The organism is Pseudomonas sp. Pse1 (assembly GCF_024519635.1).
Classification (GTDB): Bacteria; Pseudomonadota; Gammaproteobacteria; order Pseudomonadales; family Pseudomonadaceae; genus Aquipseudomonas.
Map to the genome: position 1 here is coordinate 236,965 of NZ_JALJRO010000006.1, position 17,829 is coordinate 254,793.

Annotated in this window: 19 protein-coding genes; 8 read left to right on the forward strand and 11 right to left on the reverse strand. The window is 61.8% G+C overall.

The window, feature by feature from the left end; translation table 11 throughout:
* Positions 1 to 80: 80 nt before the first annotated feature.
* Positions 81 to 1,019, reverse strand: a complete 939-nt coding sequence (locus NR126_RS11955; RefSeq protein ID WP_027619206.1) for an aspartyl/asparaginyl beta-hydroxylase domain-containing protein — start codon at positions 1,017 to 1,019, stop codon at positions 81 to 83.
* Positions 1,020 to 1,215: 196 nt separating this feature from the next.
* Positions 1,216 to 2,190, reverse strand: a complete 975-nt coding sequence (cysK, locus tag NR126_RS11960; RefSeq protein ID WP_027619207.1) for a cysteine synthase A — start codon at positions 2,188 to 2,190, stop codon at positions 1,216 to 1,218.
* A gap of 127 nt (positions 2,191 to 2,317) precedes the next feature.
* Here cysK and NR126_RS11965 point away from each other — a divergent pair, with 127 nt between their 5' ends.
* The 3 genes from NR126_RS11965 (at position 2,318) to NR126_RS11975 (ending at position 5,570) form a co-directional block, all read left to right on the forward strand.
* Complete coding sequence (locus tag NR126_RS11965; protein WP_027619208.1) at positions 2,318 to 3,391, forward strand: DUF748 domain-containing protein; 1,074 nt, start codon at positions 2,318 to 2,320, stop codon at positions 3,389 to 3,391.
* Positions 3,392 to 3,533: 142 nt separating this feature from the next.
* Positions 3,534 to 4,379 (forward strand): MoxR family ATPase, encoded by an 846-nt coding sequence (locus tag NR126_RS11970; RefSeq protein ID WP_027619209.1) that lies wholly within the window; start codon positions 3,534 to 3,536, stop codon positions 4,377 to 4,379.
* Between the two features lie 12 nt (positions 4,380 to 4,391).
* The gene (locus NR126_RS11975; protein WP_027619210.1) at positions 4,392 to 5,570 is read left to right on the forward strand and encodes a VWA domain-containing protein; all 1,179 of its coding nucleotides are present in this window, start codon (positions 4,392 to 4,394) and stop codon (positions 5,568 to 5,570) included.
* A 236-nt stretch (positions 5,571 to 5,806) separates the two neighbouring features.
* Here the strand turns inward: NR126_RS11975 and NR126_RS11980 are convergent, their stop codons facing one another.
* From NR126_RS11980 to NR126_RS11995, 4 genes are read right to left on the reverse strand one after another with little or no spacing between them, the layout of a single operon-like run.
* Positions 5,807 to 6,730, reverse strand: coding sequence for a biotin-dependent carboxyltransferase family protein (locus tag NR126_RS11980; RefSeq protein WP_256830281.1), 924 nt, complete (start codon positions 6,728 to 6,730; stop codon positions 5,807 to 5,809).
* Positions 6,727 to 7,431: a 5-oxoprolinase subunit PxpB gene (pxpB, locus tag NR126_RS11985; protein ID WP_105754310.1), complete on the reverse strand. Its 705-nt coding sequence runs from the start codon at positions 7,429 to 7,431 to the stop codon at positions 6,727 to 6,729. The genes NR126_RS11980 and pxpB overlap by 4 nt, the downstream gene beginning before the upstream one ends.
* Positions 7,428 to 8,180 carry a 5-oxoprolinase subunit PxpA gene (locus NR126_RS11990; protein ID WP_027619213.1) on the reverse strand — a complete coding sequence of 251 codons (753 nt, stop codon included), beginning with the start codon at positions 8,178 to 8,180 and terminating at the stop codon, positions 7,428 to 7,430. The genes pxpB and NR126_RS11990 overlap by 4 nt, the downstream gene beginning before the upstream one ends.
* Positions 8,181 to 8,236: 56 nt before the next feature.
* Complete coding sequence (locus tag NR126_RS11995) at positions 8,237 to 9,529, reverse strand: MFS transporter (protein ID WP_027619214.1); 1,293 nt, start codon at positions 9,527 to 9,529, stop codon at positions 8,237 to 8,239.
* A gap of 142 nt (positions 9,530 to 9,671) precedes the next feature.
* Between NR126_RS11995 and NR126_RS12000 the strand changes: the two genes are divergently transcribed.
* Positions 9,672 to 10,589, forward strand: a complete 918-nt coding sequence (locus NR126_RS12000; protein ID WP_256830283.1) for a LysR family transcriptional regulator — start codon at positions 9,672 to 9,674, stop codon at positions 10,587 to 10,589.
* Between the two features lie 15 nt (positions 10,590 to 10,604).
* On the opposite strand, the gene NR126_RS12005 is transcribed toward NR126_RS12000, so the two are convergent.
* From NR126_RS12005 to NR126_RS12015, 3 genes are read right to left on the reverse strand one after another with little or no spacing between them, the layout of a single operon-like run.
* Positions 10,605 to 11,147 (reverse strand): DUF2937 family protein, encoded by a 543-nt coding sequence (locus NR126_RS12005; protein WP_256830284.1) that lies wholly within the window; start codon positions 11,145 to 11,147, stop codon positions 10,605 to 10,607.
* A gap of 11 nt (positions 11,148 to 11,158) precedes the next feature.
* Positions 11,159 to 11,935, reverse strand: coding sequence for a class II glutamine amidotransferase (locus NR126_RS12010; RefSeq protein ID WP_027619217.1), 777 nt, complete (start codon positions 11,933 to 11,935; stop codon positions 11,159 to 11,161).
* A gap of 29 nt (positions 11,936 to 11,964) precedes the next feature.
* Positions 11,965 to 12,462, reverse strand: a complete 498-nt coding sequence (locus tag NR126_RS12015; protein WP_027619218.1) for a hypothetical protein — start codon at positions 12,460 to 12,462, stop codon at positions 11,965 to 11,967.
* A gap of 100 nt (positions 12,463 to 12,562) precedes the next feature.
* On the opposite strand from NR126_RS12015, the gene NR126_RS12020 reads away from it, so the two are divergent.
* Together NR126_RS12020 and NR126_RS12025 are read left to right on the forward strand one after the other, a co-directional pair.
* Entirely contained in the window at positions 12,563 to 14,617 is a 2,055-nt protein-coding gene (locus NR126_RS12020) for a S9 family peptidase (RefSeq protein WP_256830285.1), read from the forward strand.
* 4 nt (positions 14,618 to 14,621) lie between these two features.
* Positions 14,622 to 15,092, forward strand: a complete 471-nt coding sequence (locus tag NR126_RS12025) for a cyclic nucleotide-binding domain-containing protein (protein WP_027619220.1) — start codon at positions 14,622 to 14,624, stop codon at positions 15,090 to 15,092.
* Here the strand turns inward: NR126_RS12025 and NR126_RS12030 are convergent.
* Positions 15,089 to 15,379, reverse strand: a complete 291-nt coding sequence (locus NR126_RS12030; protein ID WP_027619221.1) for a hypothetical protein — start codon at positions 15,377 to 15,379, stop codon at positions 15,089 to 15,091. The genes NR126_RS12025 and NR126_RS12030 overlap by 4 nt on opposite strands.
* A 111-nt stretch (positions 15,380 to 15,490) precedes the next feature.
* Here NR126_RS12030 and NR126_RS12035 point away from each other — a divergent pair, with 111 nt between their 5' ends.
* Together NR126_RS12035 and NR126_RS12040 are read left to right on the forward strand one after the other, a co-directional pair.
* The gene (locus NR126_RS12035) at positions 15,491 to 16,177 is read left to right on the forward strand and encodes a hypothetical protein (RefSeq protein ID WP_027619222.1); all 687 of its coding nucleotides are present in this window, start codon (positions 15,491 to 15,493) and stop codon (positions 16,175 to 16,177) included.
* Between the two features lie 51 nt (positions 16,178 to 16,228).
* Positions 16,229 to 16,603, forward strand: a complete 375-nt coding sequence (locus NR126_RS12040) for a YajD family HNH nuclease (protein ID WP_027619223.1) — start codon at positions 16,229 to 16,231, stop codon at positions 16,601 to 16,603.
* Positions 16,604 to 16,650: 47 nt separating this feature from the next.
* Here NR126_RS12040 and NR126_RS12045 read toward each other — a convergent pair whose 3' ends face one another.
* Positions 16,651 to 17,826, reverse strand: coding sequence for a M20 aminoacylase family protein (locus tag NR126_RS12045; RefSeq protein ID WP_256830286.1), 1,176 nt, complete (start codon positions 17,824 to 17,826; stop codon positions 16,651 to 16,653).
* Positions 17,827 to 17,829 lie beyond the last annotated feature (3 nt).

Sequence of the window (17,829 nt, forward strand, 5' to 3'; positions counted from 1 at the left end):
GATAGGTTTTGCAATGATTGCGATGGGTGCTATTGAAATGGGCTTGGTGCTCACCACCCTACTTGTAGGAGCTGGGGCTTTTACCCAAACAACCAATATCCCAACACCGTCAACACCACCACCGCCAACACCGGGCGCAGGACGCGGTAGAGCTTGGGATTGCGGCGTTTCCATTGTTTGAACGCGGCGCTGAACTTGTCGCTGGAGTTCTTGCTCCAGGCATAGGCCCGGTTGATTCCGCCGACGCGCTCATCGTCCAGGTTCTGCGGCGCGGTGGCGCGTCCCAGCAGGCCGCTGACCCAGCGATTGAGGCGAGTCATCAGGCGATTGCTCAGGGGCCGCTCAATGTCGCAGAACAGGATCACCCGGGTCTGCTCGGTTTCGTTCTTGACCCAGTGCACGTAAGTTTCGTCGAACATCACGTCTTCGCCATCGCGCCAGGCGTATTCCTGACCGTCGACAAAGATCCGGCAGTCATCCGAGTTCGGCGTCGACAATCCCAGGTGATAACGCAGGGAGCCCGCGAAGGGGTCACGGTGCGGGTTGAGGTGGCTGCCGCCGGGCAATAGGGCGAACATTGCGCCTTTGACATTGGGAATGCTGTTGACCAGTTCGACCGTGCGCGGGCACAGGGTCTCGGCCGATGGCAGGGCCTTGTCGTACCACTTCAGGTAGAAACGCTTCCAGCCCTTCTTGAAGAACGAACCGAAGCCGGCGTCGTTGTTTTTTTCGGCGGCGCGAATATAGCCCTCGTCGAACAGGTGCATGGCCTCTTCGCGAATGACCTGCCAGTTGTCCTTGAGGACGTCCAGTTCGGGAAACTTGCTGCGGTCCAGGTACGGCTTGGACGGCACTGCGGAAAACAGGTACATCAGCGCGTTATAGGGGGCGAACAACGCCGAGTGGTTGACGAATTGCCGAAGCACCGGCAACCGCGCCTTGCCACGCAAGTGCACATAAAGCGTGCTGCCGATAAACAGCAGCAACAGTGAGGCCTTGGCGGCAAAAGAAAAGCTCATGCAACACTCCTTGAGAAAAAACTTCACTGCGCATCGCCATTTACCCGACGTGGCAGGCGGCCATAATCCACATTAGTAGCCGAAAGATAAACCGCACATCTGTACATTCAGTATTGAGGGCTGCGCAACAAAAAGCTTGTTAACACAAGCCTGCTGAACGCCTGCTGACGCCACCCCCAAACCCATCAACCTTGGATTACTGCTGATTCTCCTGCTCGGTGAACAGGTCACTGAACAACATGCTCGACAGGTAGCGCTCACCCGAGTCCGGCAGGATCACCACAATGGTCTTGCCCTGCATTTCCGGGGTCTCGGCCAGACGTACCGCCACGGCCATCGCTGCGCCGGAAGAAATCCCGCAGAGAATGCCTTCTTCCTGCATCAGGCGCAGGGCCATGGCTTTGGATTCGTCGTCACTGACCAGTTCCACCCGATCGACCATCGCCACATCAAGGTTCTTCGGCACGAACCCGGCACCGATGCCTTGGATCTTGTGCGGGCTCGGCTTGATTTCCTCATTGGCCATAAATTGACTGATCACTGGCGAAGCCACAGGTTCCACTGCAACCGACAGAATCGGCTTGCCCTGGGTCAACTTGATATAACGCGAGACGCCGGAGATGGTACCGCCGGTGCCCACGCCGGCCACCAGTACATCCACCGCGCCGTCGGTATCGTTCCAGATTTCCGGACCGGTGGTTTTCTCGTGAATGGCCGGGTTGGCCGGGTTCTCGAACTGTTGCGGCATAAAGTAGCGCGACGGATCGCTGGCGAGGATTTGCGCGGCCTTGTCGATCGCGCCCTTCATGCCCTTGGCCGGTTCAGTCAGAACCAGTTCTGCGCCCAGCGCCTTGAGGACCTTGCGCCGTTCGATGCTCATCGAGGCCGGCATGGTCAGCATCAGCTTGTAGCCACGCGCTGCCGCGACGAAAGCCAGGCCGATACCGGTGTTGCCCGAGGTCGGTTCGACAATGGTCATGCCCGGCTTGAGTTTGCCGCTGCTTTCAGCGTCCCAGATCATGTTTGCGCCGATCCGGCACTTCACCGAGTAACCCGGGTTGCGCCCCTCGGTCTTGGCCAGGATGGTCACGCCACGCGGCGCGATGCGGTTGATCTGCACCAGCGGCGTATTGCCGATGGAGTGGGCGTTGTCAGCAAAAATACGGCTCATGGCTGGGTCCTTGTACAGCGTTGAAGAAGCGTCCAAGGGTATGCCTCGCACTCCTGTGCGTCCAGTCGGGACGAACGTCTGCGCCGGCGTGTAGTCCACCGTTTTAGACATTCCCGAGGGAGACGCCATGAAACGTCGATACCGCTGGCCGCTCTGGACGCTGGCTGCCATCGTGCTCTTGCTGGTGACCCTGCACATTGCCCTGCCCTACCTGGTGCGCGACTACCTGAACGACAAACTCGCCGACATGGGCGACTATCGCGGCCAGATTACCGACGTTGACCTGGCGTGGTGGCGTGGCGCCTACCGGATCAACGGGCTGCAGATCGTCAAGGTCCAGGGCAAAGTACCGGTGCCGTTCCTCAAGGCGCCGCTGATCGAACTCGCCGTCAGTTGGCATTCGCTGTGGTACGACCACGCCGTGGTGGCGCGTGCACAATTCGTCAACCCGGAGCTGAATTTCGTCGACGGCGGTAACAAAGCGTCGTCGCAGACCGGTCAGGGCACCGACTGGCGCGCGCAGTTGAGCAAGTTGCTGCCGATCACCCTTGATGAAGTGCGTATCAACGACGGCAAAATCAGCTTCCACAACTTCAACTCCAAGCCACCGGTGAATATGCAGGCCACCCAGGTCAACGCCAGCCTCTATAACCTGACCAACGTGGTCGACCTCAAGGGCCGGCGCGACGCGCGCTTCGAGGGCAAGGCGCAACTGCTGGGGCATGCGCCGCTGGAAAGCACCGCGACCTTTGACCCGCTGAGTAATTTCGAGGAGTTCGAGTTCCGCCTGCGGGTCAAGGACATCGAACTCAAGCGCCTCAATGACTTCGCCTCCGCCTACGGCAAGTTCGACTTCAATGCCGGCCACGGCGATGTGGTGATCGAGGCCCAGGCCAACAAAGGCCAGCTCAAGGGTTACATCAAGCCATTGCTGCGCGATGTCGAGGTGTTCAACTGGCAACAGGACGTGCAGAACGAGAAGAAAAGCATCTTCCGCTCGGTCTGGGAGGCGCTGGTGGGCACCAGCGAAAATCTGCTGAAGAACCAGCCGAAAAACCAGTTTGCCACCCGCGTCGAACTCAGTGGCAGCGTGCACAACCAGGAGGTCAGCGCCTTTCAGGCTTTTCTGCAGATCCTGCGTAACGGTTTCATCCAGGCCTTTAACGCCCGCTACGAGCAGCCCAAGCCGACGCCTGACTGAGTCATCATGTGACGCTCCATTCAGAGACTGAATAAGCCGTCTGCGTTCCCACTCGACCAGGCGCCGCGTTATAGTCGGCTATTGCATTTACTTGTCCCGCCCTGCCCGGCGCAGGTCGGCGTTACCGTTCGAGGAATTACCGATGAAGTTCGAAGGCACCCGCGCGTACGTCGCCACCGATGACCTGAAGCTGGCTGTCAACGCCGCCATCACCCTGGAGCGGCCGTTGCTGGTCAAGGGCGAGCCGGGCACCGGCAAGACCATGCTCGCCGAGCAACTGGCCGAATCCTTTGGCGCCCGCCTGATCACCTGGCACATCAAGTCCACCACCAAGGCCCACCAGGGCTTGTACGAGTATGACGCGGTGAGCCGTCTGCGCGACTCGCAACTGGGCGTGGACAAGGTGCATGACATCCGCAATTACTTGAAAAAAGGCAAGCTGTGGGAGGCCTTCGAGTCCGAGGAGCGGGTGATCCTGCTGATCGACGAAATCGACAAGGCCGACATCGAGTTCCCCAACGACCTGCTGCAAGAACTCGACAAGATGGAGTTCTACGTCTACGAAATCGACGAGACCATCAAGGCCAAGCAGCGCCCGATCATCATCATTACTTCCAACAACGAGAAAGAGCTGCCGGACGCCTTCCTGCGCCGCTGCTTCTTCCACTACATCGCCTTTCCGGACCGCCCGACCCTGCAGAAGATCGTCGACGTGCACTACCCGGACATCAAGAAAGACCTGGTCAGCGAAGCGCTGGATGTGTTCTTCGACGTGCGCAAGGTGCCCGGTCTGAAGAAAAAACCTTCGACCTCGGAGTTGGTGGACTGGCTGAAGCTGCTGATGGCCGACAACATCGGCGAAGCGGTGCTGCGCGAGCGCGACCCGACCAAGGCCATTCCGCCGCTGGCCGGTGCCCTGGTGAAAAACGAACAGGACGTGCAACTGCTCGAGCGCCTGGCGTTCATGAGCCGTCGCGGCACCCGTTAAGAGACTGATGCCATGTTGCTCAACCTGTTCAATGAAATGCGCGCCGCCAAGGTGCCAGTCTCGGTGCGCGAGCTGCTGGACCTGATCAACGCGTTGAAACAGCGCGTGACCTTCGCCGACATGGACGAGTTCTATTACTTGTCGCGGGCGATTCTGGTCAAGGACGAGCGGCATTACGACAAGTTCGACCGGGCGTTCGGCGCGTACTTCAACGGCCTGGAAAAACTCGACGATCACCTGCAGGCATTAATTCCCGAAGACTGGTTGCGCAAGGAATTCGAGCGCTCGCTGACGGATGAAGAGCGGGCGCAGATCCAGTCCCTCGGCGGCCTCGACAAGCTGATCGAAGAGTTCAAGAAGCGTCTCGAAGAACAGAAAGAACGCCACGCCGGCGGCAACAAGTGGATCGGCACCGGCGGCACCAGCCCGTTCGGCTCCGGCGGTTTCAACCCGGAAGGCATTCGCGTCGGCGATGCCGGCAAGCGCCAGGGCAAGGCGGTCAAGGTCTGGGATCAGCGCGAGTACAAGAACCTCGATGACCAGGTCGAACTGGGCACGCGCAACATCAAGGTGGCCCTGCGTCGCCTGCGCAAATTCGCTCGCCAGGGCGCGGCGGAAGAGCTGGACATCGACGGCACCATCGACCACACCGCCCGCGATGCCGGCCTGCTGAACATCCAGATGCGCCCGGAGCGGCGCAACACCATCAAGTTGCTGCTGCTGTTCGACATCGGCGGCTCGATGGACGCCCACGTGAAGATCTGCGAGGAATTGTTCTCGGCCTGCAAGACCGAGTTCAAGCACCTGGAGTACTTCTACTTCCACAACTTCATTTATGAATCGGTGTGGAAGAACAATATGCGTCGCGGCTCAGAGCGCACCTCGACCATGGACCTGCTGCACAAGTACGGCGCCGACTACAAAGTGATCTTCGTCGGCGACGCCGCCATGGCCCCCTACGAAATCACCCAGGCCGGCGGCAGCGTCGAGCACTGGAACGAAGAACCCGGCTATGTCTGGATGCAGCGCTTCATGGAGAAATACAAGAAGCTCATCTGGATCAACCCCTACCCGAAAGACACCTGGAACTACACCTCCTCGACCGGCATCGTCCGCGATCTGATCGAAGACCAGATGTTCCCCCTGACCTTGCGCGGGTTGGAGGAAGGGATGCGGTTTTTGTCCAAGTAAGCGGCGCAGCCATCGCCAGCAGGCTGGCTCCCACAGGGTTTTCTGGTGGACCAAAAGATCAGTTGAGCTCAGTCGACTGTGGGAGCTGGCCTGCCAGCGATGAGGGTTGTTCAGTCAACATCGATGTCGACTGATACACCGCCATCGCCAGCAGGCTGGCTCCTACAGGGTTTCTGGTGGACCACAAGATCAGCATCCACCCAGGCCCATTGTGGAACAGTGGCACCGCCGCGACTTTAGCGTCGGCCCAACCGCTGCAAATACTCCACATGCTGCCGATGCGCCGTGTCCTGTAACACCGGCGCCAGACGCACCACTTGTCCCGATTGGCATTGCGCCAGGCGGGCCAGGGACAGTGGGGTCAGCGCGCCCAAGCGCGGATAGCCGCCGATGGTCTGGCGATCGTTGAGCAGTACGATCGGCTGGCCGTCCGGAGGTACTTGCACGGCACCTAAGGGGATGCCTTCGGAGATCATCGGTTTGCCCTGGTACTGCAAGGCCGGACCCAGCAGGCGGATGCCCATGCGGTCGGCGCGGCTGTCCAGGGTCCAGGTGCTGTTGAAGGTGTCGAACAGGCTTTGCCCGCTGAATTCGCCATGTTGCGCGCCCAACACCAGGTCCAGCCCTTGCGTGTCGCTGAAGTCCGGGCGTAGCGCCTCTGGCACTTCGCGCAGGCTCGGCGCAGTCCCCGAATAACTCAGCTCGGCACCACGGGCCAAGGGTCGACCCATGCCGTCCAGGCCGCCCAGTTCTTCGCGCACCACCGTCGCGCAACTGCCCAACACCGCTGGCGCATTGAAGCCGCCGGGCGCTGCCAAGTAGGCGCGCACACCGAGGCGTGGCTGGCTGAACTGCAGGCGTTGGCCCTTGCGCACAATAAAGCTGCGCCACGGCATCAACGGCTGGCCGTCAAGCAACGCGCCAAGATCGGCACCGGTCAGGGCCAGGCAACAATCGTCACGCGCTTCGAGGGTCAGGCCGCCGAGGGTCACTTCAATCACCGCCGCTCCCGACGGATTGCCCAGCAGGTTGTTGGCCCAGGCCATCGACAACCAGTCCGCCGCGCCGCCCTGGGTCACGCCCAGGTGCCGCACGCCAAAGCGTCCGCCGTCCTGCAACAGGCACAGCGCGGTGCTGGCCTCAACGCTTAAGCGGCTCATGTCGATACCTCCAAAGGTGTGTCGTCGCCGCCCAGGCGCATGAACTCGGCGCGGCTGACTGCCTCATAGCGCACGCTGTCGCCGGGTTGCAGCAGGCTGTAGCCGTCCCGCGTGCGGTCGAACAGTTTCGCTGGGGTACGCCCTATAAGATTCCAGCCACCGGGCGAGACCAACGGATAAGCCGCCGTCTGCCGCTCGGCAATGCCCACGCTGCCCGCCGCCACGCGCTTGCGGGGAGTATCAAGGCGTGGCGCGGCCAGCGCTTCTTCCACCAGCCCCATAAAGGCAAAACCCGGCGCAAAACCCAGGGCGAATACCTGGTACTCGCGGCCGCTGTGGCGGGCAATCACTTCGTCGACACTGAGGCCGCTGCGTTGCGCCAGCAAGTGAAGTTCAGGCCCGACACTCGGGTCATACCAGACCGGCAGTACATGCCGGCGCCCTCGGGCCTGGGCATCAGCGTGCAGCCCTTCCAGCGCTTGGCCGATCAACTCCCGCGCCTGCATCGGATTCAGCGCCAGCAGATCGTAATGAACCATCAACGTGGTGTAGGACGGCACCAGATCGATCAAGTGCCCGGCAAATGATTCACGCAGTCGAGCGCCGGCCGCGAGCATCCACGGCATGTTGCTTTCAGCAATTTCATCGAACAGACGCACCATCAGGCAATCGAGGGCCACCACTTCAATCCGTGGCTTCATGAGGCATCCTGCTGCTTCAAGGCTTCGCGGATGCGCTGCACGGCCGCCACCGAACTGGCGTTATCGCCGTGTACGCAAAGCGTGTTGGCGTGCAACTGCAAAGCGCTGCCATCGCTGGCGACCAGCTCACCGCCACGGGCAATGGTCAGGGCCTGGGCGACGATAGTGGCGGGGTCGTGATGCACGGCGCCGGGCAGGTTGCGCGACACCAGGCGGCCAGCGGCGTCATAGGCACGGTCGGCGAAAGCTTCGAACCACAGCGTCACGCCGTACTCATCGCCCAGTGCCTGGGCCGCGCTGTTGTCACGGGTGGCCATCAGCATCAGCGGCAGTTGCGGGTCATAGGCGGCCACCGCCTGGATCACTGCGCGCAGCTGCGCCGGGTTGGCCATCATGTCGTTGTACAGCGCGCCGTGGGGTTTGACGTAGCTCACCCGAGCGCCCTGCGCCCGGCAAATGCCATCCAGCGCGCCGATCTGATAATGCAGCAGGTCGCGGATTTCCTCGGCGCTGTAGGCCATCGAACGCCGACCGAAGCCCTGCAAATCCTGATAAGCCGGATGGGCGCCGATCTGCACGCCGTGGCTGAGTGCCAGGGCAACGGTCTTGCGCATGGTGCTCGGGTCGCCGGCATGGAACCCGCAGGCGATGTTGGCGCAATCGATGAACGGCATCACCTCGGCATCCAGACCCATGGTCCAGTTGCCAAAGCTCTCGCCAATGTCGCAGTTCAATAACAGGCGGCTCACGTTGAGTGCTCCTGTGAATTTTTATTGTGTGGCCCGAAGATCTCGCAGACTAACAGCTACTGCGCGTCGAGTTGCTTGCCACGGGTTTCCGGCAGGCTCAGGGCGGCGAGAATCACCACGCCGTAGGACACCGCGGCAAACGCGCCAATCCCTACACTCAATGGCACCTTCTGGCTCAACAGGCCGATCAGCAACGGGAACAGTGCCGCCAACGCCCGGCCGACGTTGTAGCAGAAGCCCTGGCCCGAGCCGCGAATCCGCGTCGGGAACAGCTCGGTCAGAAACGCACCCATGCCACTGAAGATCCCCGAGGCAAAGAACCCCAGAGGAAAGCCCAGCCACAGCATCACGCCATTGCTCACCGGCAGTTGGGTGTAAAGCAGGACGATGGCGAACGAGCCCACCGCGAACAAGATGAAGTTCTTTTTGCGCCCCAGCAGGTCGGTCAAGTAGGCGCTGATCACGTAGCCGACATAAGAACCGACGATCACCATCGCCAGGTAGCCGCCCGTGCCCAGCACGCTCAAGCCGCGTTCGTTTTTCAGGAAGGTCGGCAACCAGGAGGTGATCGCGTAGTAACCGCCGAGGGCGCCGGTGGTCAGCAACGAGGCGCGAATAGTGGTGCTGAGCATGCCGGGGGCGAAGATCTCGTAGAACTTCGATGGGTTGCTCGGTTCCTGTTTGGCCTTGGCTTCGCGGTAGATCTCCGGGTCCTTGACCAGGCGACGGACGAAGATCACAAAAATCGCCGGCACGATGCCCAACAGGAACAGCGCGCGCCAGGCGTCCTCCGGTGGCAGCAGGGAAAACAGCACGGCATACAGAATCGCCGTCAGTCCCCAACCCAGCGCCCAGCCCGACTGCACCATGCCCACCGCCTTGCCACGGTCCTTGGCGCGGATCACTTCGCCGATCAGCACGGCGCCGGCGGTCCATTCGCCACCGAAGCCGAAGCCCATCAGGGTCCGCGCAATCAGCAGTTGTTCGTAGTTCTGGGCGAAGCCGCAGAGGAAGGTGAAGAAGGCAAACCACAGCACGGTCAGTTGCAGGGTGCGCACGCGGCCGATGCGGTCCGAGAGAATGCCGGCGACCCAGCCGCCGATGGCCGAGGCGATCAAGGTGCTGGTGTGGATCAAGCCGGCTTCACCGGTGGTGATGCCCCACATGGCGATCAGGGTTGGCACCACGAAGCTGAGCATCTGGGTGTCCATGCCATCCAGGCCGTAGCCGATCTTGCAGCTCCAGAAGGTCCGGCGCTCTTGCTGGTTGATATTGCGATACCAGTCAAAGGGACCGGGGCGGCTGCCAACCGCGGGCTGGATGGCGTCGGTCGTGTCGGGCGCACTCATGGCGATTCTCCGCAGATTTTTTATTGGTATTGTTCTGGACCGCTACGACGCATATCGTGGGTCCTGGCACATTTTTCGATGGCACCGCCCTGCCCGTCCAACTAATAAAACCCGCGCCAAGGCATAAGAAAAAGTTGATCACATGAACCTCAAGTTCCTCGAAACCTTCGTCTGGGTCGCCCGGTTGAAAAGTTTCCGCCTGACCGCCGACAAGCTCTTCACCACCCAGGCTTCGATTTCCAGCCGCATCGCGGTGCTCGAAGGCGAGCTCGGGGTGAAGCTGTTCTTGCGCGATTCGCGGGGCGTGAAACTGACCCCCGAAGGGCTCAAGGTGCTCGACTATGCCGAGCGCATGCTCGACACCATGCAGGCGCTCAAGCAGTCGCTGGAAACCCGTTCGAGCAAGGCCGGTCGGATCCGCATCGGGGTAATGGACACGGTGATTCACACTTGGCTCAGTCCGTTGGTGGCGCAGATCACCGATCACTACCCGCTGCTGGAAATCGAGCTGGTGGCGGACACCTCGCTCAACCTCTGCGATCAGCTGCAAAAAGGGTTTCTCGACCTGGCCCTGCAGACCGACCTGCTGCGACAGGAAAACGTCCGCAGCCTGGAACTGGCCAGTCACCCGATCGGCTGGATCGTCGCCAGCCAGTCGATCTACAACCGCGACTACGCCGACCTCGCCGAACTGGCCCGGGAGCGGATCATCACCTACTCGAAAAACTCCCACCCGCACCAGGAAGTCCTCAGCCTGATGCAGGCCAACGGCGTGCTAACGCCACGACTCAACTGCGTGAACTCGGTGTCGGCGATCACCCGCCTGCTGCGTGACGGTTTCGGCATCGGCGCACTGCCACCGGCGCTGGTCAGCGAGGAACTGGCGCGGGGCGAACTGGTGCTGCTGGACATCGCCCAGCGTCCGCCCAACCTGCAGGTGGTGGTGTCATGGCGGGTGGGGGCGGAGTGGGTCGAGGAGATTGTCGAGCTGTGCCAACAGGCGCTGCAGGACTACGGACGCAAGGTCGGCGAAGACTATATTGTCCTCGCCAAACCCTGAACGGCTGGACGCGGGTTACAGACCGCGCAAGTCGCGCTCTTCGATCGGACGGCTCTGGCGCAGGCGCTTGCCGCCCAGCACCACCCAGTCGATCAGGCGGAACAGGCACTCCAGGCCGAACGACAGCAACATCGCTCCGCCCAGGCCCCAGCCCATGGCTTCGGGGGTCAGCAGCAACTGGTAGCTGTAGCCGTTCCAGGTTTCCTTGCGGATGTCCGGATCGGCGGCCAGCACCACCTGCAGGAAGCGGATGTACCACGGGCCCTGCATGGCCTGGAACTGTTTGTCCAAGGCCACCTGGCGCACCAGCAGGGTGTTCAGGCTGTCGGCATCGCTGCGAAATATCGGGTCTTCGCTGGCGCGGTAATGAGCCACCAGCGCTTGCAGGTCGCCCTTGAAGAATTGCTCGGCGGTGCCCTGGAAGCCGCGCAGGCTGGTCTGCGCCTCGATCAGATGGGCTTCGACACGCTTGGCGTAGTCGTTGATGAACCCCGGCACCTGAACGCCCACCAACAGACCGACGGCAAACAGCACCAGACGCAAATAACTGAGCAGCATCGCGAGTTTCCCTATTCGGTCTGGCCGTGGCTGACGCATTCACCGCGCCGCCACAGGCTCCATTGGCCCGGCTCGTAGCGCGTCCAGGTTTCGTTTTCGGTCAACGGCTCGGTGGCGATCACCGTCACCACGTCGTTGGGCGTGGTCTCGGCCTGGAAGTCGACGATCACATCAACATCCTTCAAGCGCGCCGGACCGAAGGGTGCGCGCCGGGTGATCTGCGCCAGCTTGGTCGAGCAATAGCAGAACAGCCAGTCGCCATCGCTCAACAGGCAATTGAACACGCCTTTGCTGCGGTATTCGGCGCAAGCCTCGACCAGGATAGGCAACAGTTGCTCAATCTCCACCGGCTCCGGGAAAGCCTCGCGGACCCGGTTCAGCAGATCGCAAAACGCCGCTTCGCTGTCGGTGTCGCCCACCGGCCGGTAGAAGCTGGCCGTGGGCTGGAAATCCGCCAATTGGCCGTTGTGCGCGAAACACCAGTTGCGACCCCAAAGTTCACGGACGAACGGGTGGGTGTTAGACAGGCAGACCTTGCCGACGTTGGCCTGGCGAATGTGGCCGATCACCACTTCGCTTTTGATCGGATACCGTTGCACCAGTTGCGCGACTTGCGAATCGCAGCTGGCCGCCGGGTCCTGAAACAGGCGCAAGCCTCGCCCCTCGTAGAAGCCGATGCCCCAGCCATCGCGATGCGGACCGGTGCGTCCGCCACGCTGCATCAGCCCGGTGAAGCTGAAGACGATATCGGTCGGGACATTGGCGCTCATGCCCAATAACTCACACATGGCAGAACTCTCGGATCAATGCAGGACGGTCAGAGACGGGGTTCGACACGCGAACGCTGGGGGTTGCTCGGCACCGGTGGACGACCGTAACGGTCATCGCCGGCACCACCGAAGGGCTGGTCATCCTCGATATCAGCGGCACGGGCGGCGGCCTGGGCAGCGGCGGCCTGTTGTCGACGGGCATTGGCGGCGCGCTCGATCGGCAGGCGGATCGCCACGAACACCAGGTACAGGCCCAGGGCGATGATGCCGTACATGAACAGGTCGGAAATCGCCCGCCAGGCGTTGTTGCCGACCTTGAACAGCAGGTCGAGGGCGGTGATGGCGATGGCCGGGGCGAATTTTTCCTTCACCGGGTCGATGATGGTCGGGCTGAACAGCAGCACGGCGACGATCACCCGCAGCGGCTCGCGCAGGTAGCGCCACATCCAGCGGGTCATGCGCATCCACACCAGCAGGCAGCCCAAAGCGGCAAAGGCGTAAAGGCCCCAGGCGATCAGATAGTCGTTCTCGGTCATGGTGTCCATGGCATGGCAGGCAAAGAGGCGCTTATGATAACGGCTTTTCACCGATCAGGCTGCCCCGCCGTCCGTGAAGCCTTTTTTGCATCCTTGCCGAGAGCTGCCCATGCCCCAGTCCGCCCACGTCCCCAGCGCCCCGATTGCCCGCCAGGCCGCCGGCGATGACCCGTACGCCTGGCTGCAGGAACGGGACACGGCGCCGGTGCTCGATTACCTCAAGGCAGAAAATGCCTACCAGGAAGCCATGCTTGCCGACCAGGCCGAGCTGCGGGAAAACCTGTTCAACGAAATCAAGGGCCGGATCCTCGAGACCGACCTGTCGCTGCCCTCCCCGTGGGGCCCGTATCTGTATTACACGCGTACCACCGCCGGCGACGAATACGCCCGGCACTACCGTTGCCCGCGCCCGGCCGACGACAGCCAGCTGGTCGATGAAAGTGCCGAAGAGCTGTTGCTCGATCCCAACGCCCTGGCCAACGGCGGATTTTTCTCCCTCGGCGCGTTCAGCGTCAGCCCCGACCACCAGCGCCTGGCCTACAGCCTCGACACCAGTGGCGATGAGATCTACACCCTGTTCGTCAAGGAACTGTCCAACGGCAAGGTCAGCGAACTGAGTTTCGAGGACTGCGACGGCAGCATGACCTGGGCCAACGACAGCCTGACGCTGTTTTTCGCCGAACTGGACGACACCCATCGCCCGCACAAGCTGTATCGCTATCGCCTGGACGGCACCGCCGCCGAGGAGGTGTTCCATGAGCCGGACGGACGTTTCTTCCTGCATTGCTATCGTTCCAGCTCCGAGCGCCAGTTGCTGCTGGCGCTTGGCAGCAAGACCACCAGCGAAGTCTGGGCTCTCGACGCATCACAGCCACAGCTGGCCTTCACCTGCCTGGCGCCACGGGTCGAAGACCACGAGTACGAGGTCGATCACGGCAAGCTCGACGACCAGTGGTGCTGGTTTATTCGCAGCAACCGCGACGGAATCAACTTTGCCCTGTACCAGGCCGCCGACACCGGCGTGGTGCCTACCGAAAGCGACTGGCAGAACCTGATTCCCCACAGCGACAGCGTGATGCTCGACGGCGTCACCCTGAACGCCACGGCCATGACCTTGAGCCTGCGCATTGGCGGCTTGCCGATCATCGAAGTGCATCCTCAGAGCTTGCCGGCCTATCGCGTGCAACTGCCGGACGCGGCCTACAGCCTGTATGTGCAAAACAGTCTGGAATTTGTCAGCGACAAGATCCGCCTGCGCTACGAGGCGCTGAATCGTCCGGCCCAAGTGCGCCAGCTGGAACTGGCCAGCGGCGAGCAGAAAGTACTGAAAGAAACTCCGGTGCTCGGCCCGTTCGATGCCGATGCCTACGTCAGCCAGCGCCTGTGGGCCACCGCGCCGGACGGCACGCAAGTGCCGATCAGCCTGGTGGTCAAGCGCGAACACCTCGGCCAGCCGACACCGTTGTATCTATACGGCTACGGAGCCTATGGCGAAAGCCTTGATCCGTGGTTCTCCCACGCGCGCCTGAGCCTGCTCGAGCGCGGCGTGGCCTTTGCCATCGCCCACGTGCGCGGCGGCGGCGAACTGGGCGAGGCCTGGTATCGCGCCGGCAAGCAGGAACACAAGCAGAACACCTTCAACGACTTCATTGCCTGCGCCGAACACTTGATCGCTGAGGGCTACACCGAATCGTCGAAACTGGCGATCAGCGGTGGCAGCGCCGGCGGTTTGCTGATCGGTGCGGTGCTCAATCAGCGCCCGGAGCTGTTCGCCGTGGCGATTGCCGAAGTGCCGTTCGTCGACGTGCTTAACACCATGCTCGACCCGGACCTGCCGCTGACCGTCACCGAATACGATGAGTGGGGCAACCCCCAGGAACCCGAGGTCTATGCACGGATCAAGGCCTATGCGCCTTACGAAAACGTCACGCCTCAGGCCTATCCAGCGACCCTGGTGATCGCCGGCTATAACGACAGCCGCGTGCAGTACTGGGAAGCCGCCAAGTGGGTGGCCAAGCTGCGGGTGACCAAAACCGACGACCACCTGCTGCTGCTCAAGACCGAGTTGGGTGCCGGTCATGGCGGCATGAGTGGCCGCTATCAGGGTTTGCGTGACGTGGCCCTGGAATACGCTTTTGTCTTCAAGCAACTGGGAATCGCCTGAAACCATGTCTGATCCGACTTCACTGAACCGGGAAATCCGCGACTGGCTGATGGATTGCGGCCTGTTCCCGCAACTGCAAGCGGCGGACTTCACTGCGGCTGCGGGTTATTTCAGCATCAGCAGCATTGCCGCCGGCGAAGAAATCTTCCAGGAAGGCGATGCCGGCAGCTTCATGTGCATCATCCACAGCGGTCAGGTCTCGGTGCAGAAAACCAACAGCGATGGCCAACGCGTGACCGTCGCCACCCTGCGCAAAGGCGCGTTCGGCGAAATGGCGGTGCTCGACGGCGAACGGCGTTCGGCCAGTTGTGTGGCGGCGAGTCATTGCCAGTTGCTCAACCTGGGCAAGGACTCGCTGGAGAAAATGCTCAACGATGCGCCGAAGGTTGCCGCGAAGATCATCCGCGCGCTGGCGGTGTCGTTGTCGCGGCGTCTGCGAATGGTCGACGGGCAATTACTCGCGCAGCAGGATTAACCGCCCGGCGACTTGGCCTTGGGCGCTGGCAGGTCAAGGCCGGGCAACGTCTGGTCCTTGGGCGGGTTGGGCTTGATGATCGGCGGCAACGGCAACTTGCTCGCCGAACCGCTGCCGCTCTTGGGCGCGGCGGTGGGGGTGATTTGCGGGTACGGCGTGGGAGTGGCGGTGCCAGGTGAACCGGGAACCGCCGAAGGCGTGATCGGGATCGCTTGCAGCTCCTGTGCCTGTGCCGCACTTATCGAGAGCGCGGCCAACACAATGACCGTTAGAATGGTGCGCTTCATCAATGGCTCCGTTGCCCTTGCTGGATACTTCAAGGCTACTCCCAACCGCGCAAGAATGCCCTTCTCAATGCGCTTTTGCGTTTAAAAAGCAGTTTTCCGGATGAGAGTTACATGAAACGTTTTGTTCTGCTCGACACCACCCCGATCCCTGACAACGGCGGTGCCCTGTGCCTGTTCGAATATGGCGAGGATTTCGTCATCAAGATCCAGGGCGGGGACGGCGGGCAACTGATGAATACCCGCATGCATGGCTCCGAAGATGCCCTGGCCGAGATCCCCTGCCGCAAGGTTGCCGGGCGCCCGGACTCTCGGGTATTGATCGGCGGCCTGGGCATGGGCTTCACCCTCGCCTCGGCGCTCAAGCATTTGGGCAAGGGCGCGCAAGTGGTGGTCGCCGAGCTGGTGCCCGGCGTCGTTGAATGGAACCGTGGCCCGCTGGGGGAGAAAGCCGGCATGCCGCTGCTCGACCCGCGCACGGTGATCCGCCAGGAGGACGTGGCCAAGGTCCTGCAGGCCGAGCCCCAGGGGTTCGATGCGATCATGCTCGACGTCGACAATGGCCCCGAAGGCTTGACCCAGAAAGCCAACAGTTGGCTGTATTCGGCGGCGGGCCTGGCAGCCTGCGCCAAGGCCTTGCGCCCCAAAGGCGTGTTGGCTGTCTGGTCGGCCAGCGCCGACAGGCAGTTTTCCGACAAACTGAAAAAAGCCGGCTTCAAGGCCGAAGAGGTGCAGGTGTTCGCCCACGGTAACCGGGGCACCCGCCACACCATCTGGATTGCCGAGAAGCTCAAGGGCTGAGCTAAACTGCCTGTATAACCGTCATTAGTCTTTTTCTACAAAGGTGAACCCATGAGTTCGTCCACCCCCACCAACACCGCCAAGCTCGACCGCATCCTCGCCGACGCCCAGCGCGACCGGGAAATGGGTTACCGCGACAAGGCCCTGAAGATGTACCCGCACGTCTGCGGCCGCTGCGCCCGTGAGTTCTCCGGCAAGCGCCTGAGCGAGTTGACCGTGCACCACCGTGACCACAACCACGACAACAACCCCCAGGACGGCTCGAACTGGGAATTGCTGTGCCTGTACTGCCACGACAACGAACACTCGCGCTACACCGACCAGCAGTACTTCGGCGACGGCTCCCTGAGCACCCCGAAAATCGCCAAGGCCACCCACAACCCGTTTGCCGCCCTGGCCGGATTGATGAAGAAAGACGACGAATAAGGCCGCAGGGTAAGGGCCTCCTGTACTGGAGGCCTGAACCGGCGAACCTACACCAGAAAGCCCTCCACCAACGCTATCCAGCACTTGGCGCCCAAGCCAATCAACGCGTCGTTGAAGTCATAGTGGGGGTTGTGCACCGAGCAGCCGTGGAATTCGCCCTCTCCGTTGCCCAGCATGAAGTAACACCCCGGCACTTCGCCGAGCATCCAGGCAAAGTCCTCGGTGCCCATCACTTTCGGTCCGCGATGATGGATCTGGCCAGGCTCGAACAGCGGCGCCAGGCTCGCACGCACCCGCTGTGCTTCTTCCGGATCATTGATCAGCGCCGGCGCCAGCTGGGTGATCTGCAAGTCGATGCGCACGCCGAATGACTGCTCGTGGCCACGGACGATTTGCTCGAGGCGCTGGTTGATCTTTTGCTGGGTCTGCGGGGTATCGGTGCGCACACTGATAAGCATGCTCGCCTCATCAGGAATGATGTTGTAGACGCTACCGGCCTGAAGCATGCCAATGCTGATGACAGCGTATTCCTCAGGGCCCAGGTTGCGCGACTTGATGGTCTGAATGGCGTTGATCAGGCTGGCTACCACCGGCACCGGATCGACCGCCAGCTCGGGCATGGCGCCGTGTCCGCCCTTGCCACCAATCGTCAGGCTGACCCGTTCGGAAGAAGCCATGGTCGGTCCGGCCTGGACCACGACCGACCCCACCGGCGCACCGGGCATATTGTGCAAGGCGAATATCGCATCACAGGGAAACCGCTGGAACAGGCCGTCATCGATCATCGCCTTGGCACCGCACAACCCCTCCTCGTCCGGCTGGAAAATCAGGTTCAGGGTGCCGTTGAAGTCGCTGTTGGCCAAGCGGTAAGCAGCGGCGAGCAAGATTGCAGTATGTCCGTCATGGCCACAGGCGTGCATACGGCCAGCAATCTTGCTGGCGTGGGCGAAGGGGTTTTTTTCCTGCATCGGCAACGCGTCCATGTCGGCACGCAAGCCAATGCAACGGCTGCCCTGGCCTTTTTTCAAGACCCCGACCAGGCCATGCCCGCCGATGCCGACATGGACGTGATAACCCCACTGTTCAAGCCTGGCGGCGACCAGCTCGGCGGTGTGTGGCGTCTCGGCGCCCAATTCCGGTGCGGCGTGAATCTGCCGGCGCACATCAATGAAGGTTTGCAGCTCGCTGTCGCTGAAGGCCGTGCAATTTTTTTGAGTCGTCATGGG

Excerpts from the sequence above, each read along its gene's own strand:
- NR126_RS12000 (WP_256830283.1), top strand. The coding sequence starts at position 9,672 with ATGAACCTCAAGTTCCTCGAAACCTTCGTCTGGGTCGCCCGGTTGAAA.
- NR126_RS11955 (WP_027619206.1), bottom strand. The coding sequence starts at position 1,019 with ATGAGCTTTTCTTTTGCCGCCAAGGCCTCACTGTTGCTGCTGTTTATC.
- NR126_RS11965 (WP_027619208.1), top strand. The coding sequence starts at position 2,318 with ATGAAACGTCGATACCGCTGGCCGCTCTGGACGCTGGCTGCCATCGTG.
- NR126_RS11975 (WP_027619210.1), top strand. The coding sequence starts at position 4,392 with ATGTTGCTCAACCTGTTCAATGAAATGCGCGCCGCCAAGGTGCCAGTC.
- NR126_RS11980 (WP_256830281.1), bottom strand. The coding sequence starts at position 6,730 with ATGAGCCGCTTAAGCGTTGAGGCCAGCACCGCGCTGTGCCTGTTGCAG.
- NR126_RS12035 (WP_027619222.1), top strand. The coding sequence starts at position 15,491 with ATGAAACGTTTTGTTCTGCTCGACACCACCCCGATCCCTGACAACGGC.
- NR126_RS11995 (WP_027619214.1), bottom strand. The coding sequence starts at position 9,529 with ATGAGTGCGCCCGACACGACCGACGCCATCCAGCCCGCGGTTGGCAGC.
- cysK (WP_027619207.1), bottom strand. The coding sequence starts at position 2,190 with ATGAGCCGTATTTTTGCTGACAACGCCCACTCCATCGGCAATACGCCG.
- NR126_RS12025 (WP_027619220.1), top strand. The coding sequence starts at position 14,622 with ATGTCTGATCCGACTTCACTGAACCGGGAAATCCGCGACTGGCTGATG.
- NR126_RS12045 (WP_256830286.1), bottom strand. The coding sequence starts at position 17,826 with ATGACGACTCAAAAAAATTGCACGGCCTTCAGCGACAGCGAGCTGCAA.
- NR126_RS11970 (WP_027619209.1), top strand. The coding sequence starts at position 3,534 with ATGAAGTTCGAAGGCACCCGCGCGTACGTCGCCACCGATGACCTGAAG.
- NR126_RS12040 (WP_027619223.1), top strand. The coding sequence starts at position 16,229 with ATGAGTTCGTCCACCCCCACCAACACCGCCAAGCTCGACCGCATCCTC.
- NR126_RS12005 (WP_256830284.1), bottom strand. The coding sequence starts at position 11,147 with ATGCTGCTCAGTTATTTGCGTCTGGTGCTGTTTGCCGTCGGTCTGTTG.
- NR126_RS12015 (WP_027619218.1), bottom strand. The coding sequence starts at position 12,462 with ATGGACACCATGACCGAGAACGACTATCTGATCGCCTGGGGCCTTTAC.
- NR126_RS12030 (WP_027619221.1), bottom strand. The coding sequence starts at position 15,379 with ATGAAGCGCACCATTCTAACGGTCATTGTGTTGGCCGCGCTCTCGATA.
- pxpB (WP_105754310.1), bottom strand. The coding sequence starts at position 7,431 with ATGAAGCCACGGATTGAAGTGGTGGCCCTCGATTGCCTGATGGTGCGT.
- NR126_RS12020 (WP_256830285.1), top strand. The coding sequence starts at position 12,563 with ATGCCCCAGTCCGCCCACGTCCCCAGCGCCCCGATTGCCCGCCAGGCC.
- NR126_RS12010 (WP_027619217.1), bottom strand. The coding sequence starts at position 11,935 with ATGTGTGAGTTATTGGGCATGAGCGCCAATGTCCCGACCGATATCGTC.